Annotated in this window: 9 protein-coding genes; 7 read left to right on the top strand and 2 right to left on the bottom strand. The window is 77.2% G+C overall.

Annotated elements, in window-relative coordinates; all coding sequences use genetic code 11:
• The first annotated feature begins 15 nt into the window (after window positions 1-15).
• The 7 genes from ACYVOF_RS15070 to ACYVOF_RS15100 all read left to right on the top strand — a co-directional run bounded on the left by ACYVOF_RS15070 (window position 16) and on the right by ACYVOF_RS15100 (window position 5,332).
• Window positions 16-801 carry a sugar phosphate isomerase/epimerase family protein gene (locus tag ACYVOF_RS15070; RefSeq protein ID WP_460867875.1) on the top strand — a complete coding sequence of 262 codons (786 nt, stop codon included), beginning with the start codon at window positions 16-18 and terminating at the stop codon, window positions 799-801.
• Complete coding sequence (locus tag ACYVOF_RS15075) at window positions 798-1,637, top strand: thioesterase family protein (protein WP_460867859.1); 840 nt, start codon at window positions 798-800, stop codon at window positions 1,635-1,637. Before ACYVOF_RS15070 ends, ACYVOF_RS15075 begins: the two co-directional genes overlap by 4 nt.
• Window positions 1,638-1,670: 33 nt before the next feature.
• Window positions 1,671-2,465, top strand: coding sequence for a pyrroline-5-carboxylate reductase (proC, locus tag ACYVOF_RS15080; protein WP_460867861.1), 795 nt, complete (start codon window positions 1,671-1,673; stop codon window positions 2,463-2,465).
• 182 nt (window positions 2,466-2,647) lie between these two features.
• Window positions 2,648-2,863 (top strand): helix-turn-helix domain-containing protein, encoded by a 216-nt coding sequence (locus ACYVOF_RS15085; protein WP_460867862.1) that lies wholly within the window; start codon window positions 2,648-2,650, stop codon window positions 2,861-2,863.
• Between the two features lie 238 nt (window positions 2,864-3,101).
• A complete protein-coding gene (locus ACYVOF_RS15090; RefSeq protein ID WP_010241351.1) occupies window positions 3,102-3,203 on the top strand; it encodes a 30S ribosomal protein bS22 in 102 nt (33 codons plus the stop codon).
• 96 nt (window positions 3,204-3,299) lie between these two features.
• Window positions 3,300-4,370 (top strand): NAD-dependent epimerase/dehydratase family protein, encoded by a 1,071-nt coding sequence (locus ACYVOF_RS15095; RefSeq protein WP_460867865.1) that lies wholly within the window; start codon window positions 3,300-3,302, stop codon window positions 4,368-4,370.
• Window positions 4,367-5,332, top strand: a complete 966-nt coding sequence (locus ACYVOF_RS15100) for a lysophospholipid acyltransferase family protein (protein ID WP_460867867.1) — start codon at window positions 4,367-4,369, stop codon at window positions 5,330-5,332. Before ACYVOF_RS15095 ends, ACYVOF_RS15100 begins: the two co-directional genes overlap by 4 nt.
• A 15-nt stretch (window positions 5,333-5,347) precedes the next feature.
• Here ACYVOF_RS15100 and ACYVOF_RS15105 read toward each other — a convergent pair whose 3' ends face one another.
• Together ACYVOF_RS15105 and ACYVOF_RS15110 are read right to left on the bottom strand one after the other, a co-directional pair.
• Window positions 5,348-6,274: an HAD family hydrolase gene (locus ACYVOF_RS15105; RefSeq protein ID WP_460867869.1), complete on the bottom strand. Its 927-nt coding sequence runs from the start codon at window positions 6,272-6,274 to the stop codon at window positions 5,348-5,350.
• A gap of 109 nt (window positions 6,275-6,383) precedes the next feature.
• Window positions 6,384-7,001: hypothetical protein (locus tag ACYVOF_RS15110; protein WP_460867871.1), on the bottom strand; the 618-nt coding region annotated here is incomplete at its 5' end.

Raw genomic sequence — 7,001 nt, forward strand, 5'->3', positions numbered from 1 at the left:
GAGGCGGGCTTCGCGATGGCCGCGGAGGTCGGGTACGACGGCCTCGAGCTCATGGTCTGGGCGGACCCCGTCAGCCAGGACGTCGCCGCCGTCGGCCGGCTGGCCCGGCGCTACGGCGTGCCCGTCCTCGCCGTGCACGCCCCCTGCCTGCTCATCACCCAGCGCATCTGGGGCGACGACCCGGTGGTCCGCCTCGAGCGGGCGGTCGACGCCGCGGTGTCGCTCGACGCCCGCCACGTCGTGGTGCACCCCCCGTTCCGGTGGCAGCGCCGCTACGCCGAGGGCTTCGCCGACCAGGTCGCCGAGCTCGAGCGCACCAGCGGGGTCGTCGTCGCGGTGGAGAACATGTTCCCGCTGCGGGCCGACCGCTTCCTCGGCGGCGGGGAGCGCGCCGCCCGGCGGATGCTGCGCCGCGGCGACGCGGGCGCGTCGTTCTCGGCCTTCGCCCCGTCCCCGGACCCCACCGACGTCGGGCACGCGCACTACACGCTGGACCTCTCCCACACCGCCACCGCCGGGCAGGACGCGGTCGCCATGGCCCGCCGCATGGGCACCCGGCTGGCCCACCTGCACCTCACCGACGGGACGGGCGCCGCCGTGGACGAGCACCTGGTGCCGGGCCGGGGCACCCAGCCGTGCGCGCAGGTGTGCCGGACCCTCGCGGCCGAGGGCTTCGACGGGATCGCGATCCTCGAGATCACCACCCAGTCCGCCCGCACCCGCCGCGAGCGGGTGGCGATGCTCGCCGAGTCGCTGGAGTTCGCCCGCACCCACCTCGCCCGTCCGGGCGTCCCCGCGTGAGCACGCCCTTCCGCGACGCCCTGGCGCTGCGCCCCACCGGGGGCCGGGGCACCGACGTCGTCGCGTTCACCGCCGACCTCACCGACACCTGGACCATCGGCCCCAAGGCCCACGGCGGCGTGCTCATGGCGCTGTGCGCCGGCGCGGCCGACACGGCGCTGGGCGCCCCGGGCGTCGCCCCCGTCGCGGTCTCCGCCAGCTACCTGCGCCCGCCCGACCCCGGCCCGGTCGAGCTGGAGGTGCACGTCACCAAGCGGGGCCGACGGGTCTCGAGCGCCGAGGTCGAGCTGCGCCAGGGCGGTCGCGGGGCGGTCCGCGCCGTCGTCACCCTCGGCCCGCCGGCCCCCGGGGCGCCGCTGCACTCCGGCCCGGACCCGATCGCCGGGATGCCCGCCGCGCCGCCGGCCGAGCTGGTCGGGGTGGGCGCGCACCCGCTGGGCGACGTGGTGCGCCTGGCCGCGGTGTGCGACCTGGTCCTCGACCCCACCACGACGGCCTTCGCCCGCGGCGAGACCTCGGCCGACCCCTCGCTGCGGATGTGGGTCCGCCCGCACGGCGAGGACCCCGACCTGCTGTTCGCGCTCATGGCCGGGGACGTCTCGCCCCCGGTCACGCTGAACCTCGGCCGCTTCGGCTGGGCGCCGACGGTGAGCATGACCGGGCTGCTGCGCCGCACCCCCGCGCCCGGCTGGCTGCGGGTGCGGTCGTCGACGAGCTCGGTCGACGGCACCTGGTTCGACGAGGACGCCGTGGTCGTCGACAGCACCGGCGCCGTCGTGGTGCAGACCCGCCAGCTCGCGATGGTCCCCGACGTCGGCTCGGTGCCACCCGGCTGAGCCGGGACCACCCTGCGTGGCACCGTGGGCGCCATGACGACGACGGTGGTGGTGGGCGCGGGACGCATCGGCGAGGCACTGCTCGGGGGGCTGGTGGCTGCGGGCCGCGACCCGGCGACGCTGCTGCTCTGCGAGCGCGACGCAGATCGGGCCGCGCAGGTCTCCCGCGAGCACGGCGTCGAGGCCGTCGACGCGGCCGCCGCCGCGGCCCGGGCGGACGTGGTCGTGCTCGCCGTCAAGCCCGGCTCGGTCCCGGAGACCCTGGCCGGGCTGGGGGACCTGCCCGCGACGGCGCTCGTGGTCTCCCTGTGCGCGGGGGTGAGCACCGCCGCGCTGGAGTCCGCGCTCGCCCCCGGCACCCCCGTCGTCCGCGTCATGCCCAACACCCCGATGCTGGTCCGGGAGGGCATGGCGGCGGCGTCGGCCGGGGCGCACGCGGGCCCGGAGCACCTCGAGGAGGTGCGGGCGATGATGTCGGCGGTCGGGCGGGTGGTGGTGGTCCCGGAGTCCCACCAGGACGCCGTGACCGCCCTGTCCGGCTCCGGGCCCGCCTACCTGCTGCTGCTCGCCGAGGCCATGGTCGACGCCGGGGTGCTGCTCGGCCTGCCCCGCGACGTGGCGACCGAGCTGGTCGCGCAGACCGCCGTCGGCTCGGCCCACCTGCTGCGCGACACCGGCACCCACCCGGCCCTGCTGCGGGAGGCGGTGACCTCGCCGGCGGGCACCACGGCGGCCGCGCTGCGCACCCTCGACGACCGGGGGGTCCACGCCGCCGTCGTGGCCGCGGTGGAGGCGGCGCGGGACCGCAGCGTCGCGCTGGGCGGGTGATCGTCACGGGGCGCCCGGGGTGCGTGTGACCACTGTGGGTGACGTGGCAGGGGTGGTTCTGCGACCTCTGTCCGACTGGTCGCACTACCACCCCCTGACCCGCTAGTCTCGCAGGAAGCACGTGCGTGTCCGTTCCGCCGGAGGGGAAGCCGGCGGCGCGACACGTGCCGGATGGGACGCACATGCCGTCGGAGCCGAAGGACGGCCAGCCACAGCTGGCCGACACGCAGTTCCTCACCGTCGCCGAGGTGGCGACGGTGATGCGCGTGTCGAAGATGACCGTGTACCGCCTGGTCCACAACGGGGAGCTCCCCGCCGTGCGGGTGGGCCGGTCGTTCCGCGTCCACGCCAAGGCGGTGCACGACTACCTCGAGACCGCGTACTACGACGCGGGGTAGTCCCGTCCCCGGGCTGCCGCTCGGTCCCGACCTCGGTCGGGGCCGCCGCTCGTCCGTGGGTAGACTCGCGGGTGAACGGCGTCCGGCGCCGTGGTGACCCACGGGCCGTGGGAGCCGCCGCCGGGCGCGACCCGACGGGTGGGGCGCGGTGTGCGCCAGGAACCCGTCACCAGACGAACCAGCCGATCCCGCGGGGCGCGACGCCCTGCGGCAGAGACGACAGCGAGGTGGACCCGGGATGGGTTCGGTCATCAAGAAGCGCCGCAAGCGGATGTCGAAGAAGAAGCACCGCAAGCTGCTGCGCAAGACGCGGGTGCAGCGTCGCAAGCTCGGCAAGTGAGCCCGGCCGTCGCCGGCCGGTGCTGCCACCGGTCCTGACGGCCGTGCTCGTCCGGGGCGACCCCGCCGCCCCGCCCGCGCGACTACCCTCGCGCAGGTGACCCGACCCCCCGCCGCGCCCCCCGAGGTGGTGCTGGTGTCGGGGGTCAGCGGGGACGTGGCCGCCCGCACGGCGGCCGCGGTCGCGCGCCTGCCCAGCGTGCGCCGCGTGCTGGCCGTCGACACCGTGCCGGACCGCCGCGGCGATCTCGCCCGGACCCCCGGGGTGGAGCTGGTCCGCGCGGACCTGCGGACCCCGGCGGTCGCGCGCCTGCTCGTCGACGCACGGGTCGACACCGTCGTCCACGCCGGCCTGCGCTCGCTGCCCGGGGCGTACGGCGGGCGCAGCGCGCTCAAGGACATGAACGTCCTGGGCAGCATGGCCCTGCTCGCGGCCTGCCAGCAGGCACCGACGCTGCGCCGGCTGGTGGTCAAGTCCGCCGCCGACGTCTACGGCGCCACCCCGCGCGACCCCGCGGTGTTCACCGAGGACATGGAGCCGCGCTCGGTCCCCGGCGGGGGCTTCGCCCGGCAGGCCGCCGAGGTCGAGGGCTACGTCCGCGCCTTCGCCCGCCGCCGGCCGGACGTGGCCCTGACGGTGCTGCGGCTCGCGCACGTCATCGGCCCGACCGTCGACACCACCTTCTCGCGCTACTTCGCGCTGCCCGTGGTCCCCACCGTGCTGGGCCACGACGCCCGGGTGCAGCTGCTGCACGAGACCGACGCCGTCGACGTGCTGGCCCTCGCCGCGCACGCCCCGGCCGCGGGGACCGTCAACGTGGCGGGCGACGGGGTGCTGCTGCTGTCCCAGGCCATCCGCCGCGCGGGCCGGGTCAGCGTCGCCGTCCCGTCCTCGCTGGTCGGGCTGGTCGGCACCGCCGTCCGCGGCGCGCGGCTGGTCGACTTCTCGCCCGAGCAGGTGCGGTTCCTCAACGTGGGACGGGTGGTCGACTCGACGCGGGCCCGCGAGGTGCTCGGGTTCCGGCCGCGCTACACCACCCGGGCCGCGCTGGACGACTTCGTCCGCGGCCGCCGGCTGCGTCCCGCCCTGCCCGCCGCGACGCTGCGGGCCGTGGAGCAGGCCGCCGTCGCCGGGACCTCCGCCGTGGCCAGCCGGGTGGGCCGGTGAGCGAGCCGGCCGCGCTGCCCGCCGTCCCGGGTGCCGCCGCCGAGCCCCCGCCCACCGACACCGCGGTGGCCGGTGCGCCCGCCCGGGTCCCGGCCCGGGTGCCCGCCCGCGACCCCGTCGGAGGGGTCACCGAGCAGGTCGCCGAGGCCGCGGCGTTCCTGCGGCGCCGGCTCACGGGGGACTACGACGTCGACGAGTTCGGCTTCGACCGCGACCTCACCGAGCACGTCCTCGTCCCCGCGCTGCGCCCGCTCTACGAGCGCTGGTTCCGGGTGGAGGCGACCGGCCTGCACAACGTGCCCGACACCGGGGGCGCCCTGGTGGTGGCCAACCACTCCGGGGTGATCCCGCTCGACGCCCTCATGACCACCGTGGCGCTGCACGACCAGCACCCGGCGTCGCGCTCGCTGCGGATGCTGGGCGCCGACCTCGCCTTCCGCACCCCGATGGTGGGCAGCCTGGCCCGCAAGGCCGGGCACACCCTGGCCTGTCACCCCGACGCGGAGCGGCTGCTGCGCGCCGACGAGGTCGTCGGGGTCTGGCCGGAGGGCTTCAAGGGGGTCGGCAAGCGGTACGCCGACCGCTACAAGCTGCAGCGCTTCGGCCGCGGCGGGTTCGTCGCCGCCGCGCTGCGCACCGGGCGGCCCATCGTGCCCTGCGCCATCGTGGGGGCGGAGGAGACCTACCCGATGATCGGCGACCTCGGCGTGCTGGCGCGGCTGCTGGGCCTGCCGTACTTCCCGGTCACCCCGTTCTTCCCGCTGCTGGGCCCGCTGGGTGCGGTGCCGCTGCCCTCGAAGTGGTTCATCGAGCTGTGCGAGCCCGTCGACACCGCCTCGATCGGACCCGAGGCGGCGGACGACCCGATGCTGGTGTTCAACCTGACCGACCAGGTGCGCGAGACCATCCAGCAGACGCTCTACCGCCTGCTCTCCCAGCGGCGCAGCATCTTCGGGGGATGAGACCGGACCGGCGGCTCAGCCGCGGCGGCGGTGGGTGACGCCCGCGGCCACCGCGACGGCCCCGGCCCCGAGCAGCGCGGGGGCGCCGATCTTCGCCGCGCGGCGGCCGGTGCGGAAGTCGCGGACCTCCCAGCCCCGGGTGCGGGCCAGCTCGCGCAGGTCCTGGTCGGGGTTCACCGCGACGGCGGTGCCCACGGTGGAGAGCATGGGCACGTCGTTGTAGCTGTCGGAGTAGGCCGTGCACCGCTTGAGGTCCAAGCCCTCCCGCGCGGCGAGGGCGCGCACCGCCTGCGCCTTGGCCCGGCCGTGCAGGATGTCGCCCACCAGCCGGCCGGTGAACACGCCGTCCTGGCTCTCGGCCACCGTGCCCAGCGCCCCGGTCAGCCCCAGGCGGCGCGCGATGATCTGGGCCAGCTCGACGGGCGTGGCCGTCACCAGCCACACCTGCTGGCCGGCGTCGAGGTGCATCTGGGCCAGGGCGCGCGTGCCGGGCCAGATCTTGTCGGCCATCAGCTCGTCGTAGATCTCCTCGCCCAGCGCCGCGATCTCCGCGGTGGAGCGTCCCGCCACGAAGCTCAGCGCCTGCTCCCGGCGGGTGGTGACGTCGGCGGTGCTCTCCTTGCCGACGACGCGGAACCGCAGCTGGGACAGCGCGAACCCGGCCATGTCGGTGGCGGTGAAGAACTTGCGCGCGGCGAGCCCGCGGGCGAAGTGGAAGATCGAGGCGCCCATCATCATCGTGTTGTCCACGTCGAAGAAGGCCGCGGCGGTGAGGTCGGGCGGCACCGGGGGCACGCCGGCGTCCCCGGTCTCGGCCTCGGCCGCGGCGATGCCGGCGTCGGCGCTGGCCCGCCCGGCGACCTGGGCCCGGATCTCTGCCGCGGTGGGACCGAAGCCGCGGAACGCGCCGAACGGGCGGTCGAACCACTCCGGTCGAGGCACCGTGCGCTCCTCCCCGCTCGCCGCGCGGCGCCCCCGCCCGGTGCGCGGCGCCCGCTGCGAGGGTAGCCGCGCCGGGCCGGTCCCCGGTCGGTCGGTGCCGGGCGGCGGCTCAGCCGTCCGCGCGCAGCCCCTCGACCGTGACCTGGCGCACGACGGGCGGGGTCGGCCCGGCCCCGGCGGCGGGGTCGACCGGCCGGCACGCGGTGCCCGCCGGCAGCAGGCCGAGCCGGTCGGCACCGTTCGTGATCTCCCGGCACGGCAGGCGCAGGGCGATCGCGTCGGTGCGGGTGACGACCGCGTCGAGCTCCGCGGACACCTGCCGCAGCGCGCCGGAGCGGGCGCCGGGCACACCGCGGGCGGCGGTCACCTCCGCGGCCCGGCGCTGCGCCCAGTCGTGCAGGGTGACCAGCTGCCCCACGTCCCCGGCCACCCCGGCGGCGACCGCCACCCGGCTGCCCGCGGCGACGTGCCCGAGCAGGTCGGCCACCTGCGCGTCGAGGTCGTCCCCGCCCGCACCGTCCGCCGCGTCGGCGCGCAGGTCGGCCAGCCGCGCCGCGGCGACGGCGAGCTCGGCGCCCGAGCGCGACCCGCCCAGCGCGGACAGCTCCACCACCGCGGCGTCGGCCACCGCGAGCAGCGGGAACGCGAGGTCACCCGGGCGGGCGTCGACCGTGGCCGCGCCGGCGAGGCCCAGCACGGCTGCCACGGCGACCGCCGCGGCCAGGAC

The sequence above is a fragment of the Rhodococcus aerolatus genome, assembly GCF_054783215.1.

Excerpts from the sequence above, each read along its gene's own strand:
- ACYVOF_RS15070 (WP_460867875.1), top strand. The coding sequence starts at position 16 with ATGGCCGCGGAGGTCGGGTACGACGGCCTCGAGCTCATGGTCTGGGCG.
- ACYVOF_RS15090 (WP_010241351.1), top strand. The coding sequence starts at position 3,102 with ATGGGTTCGGTCATCAAGAAGCGCCGCAAGCGGATGTCGAAGAAGAAG.
- ACYVOF_RS15085 (WP_460867862.1), top strand. The coding sequence starts at position 2,648 with ATGCCGTCGGAGCCGAAGGACGGCCAGCCACAGCTGGCCGACACGCAG.
- proC (WP_460867861.1), top strand. The coding sequence starts at position 1,671 with ATGACGACGACGGTGGTGGTGGGCGCGGGACGCATCGGCGAGGCACTG.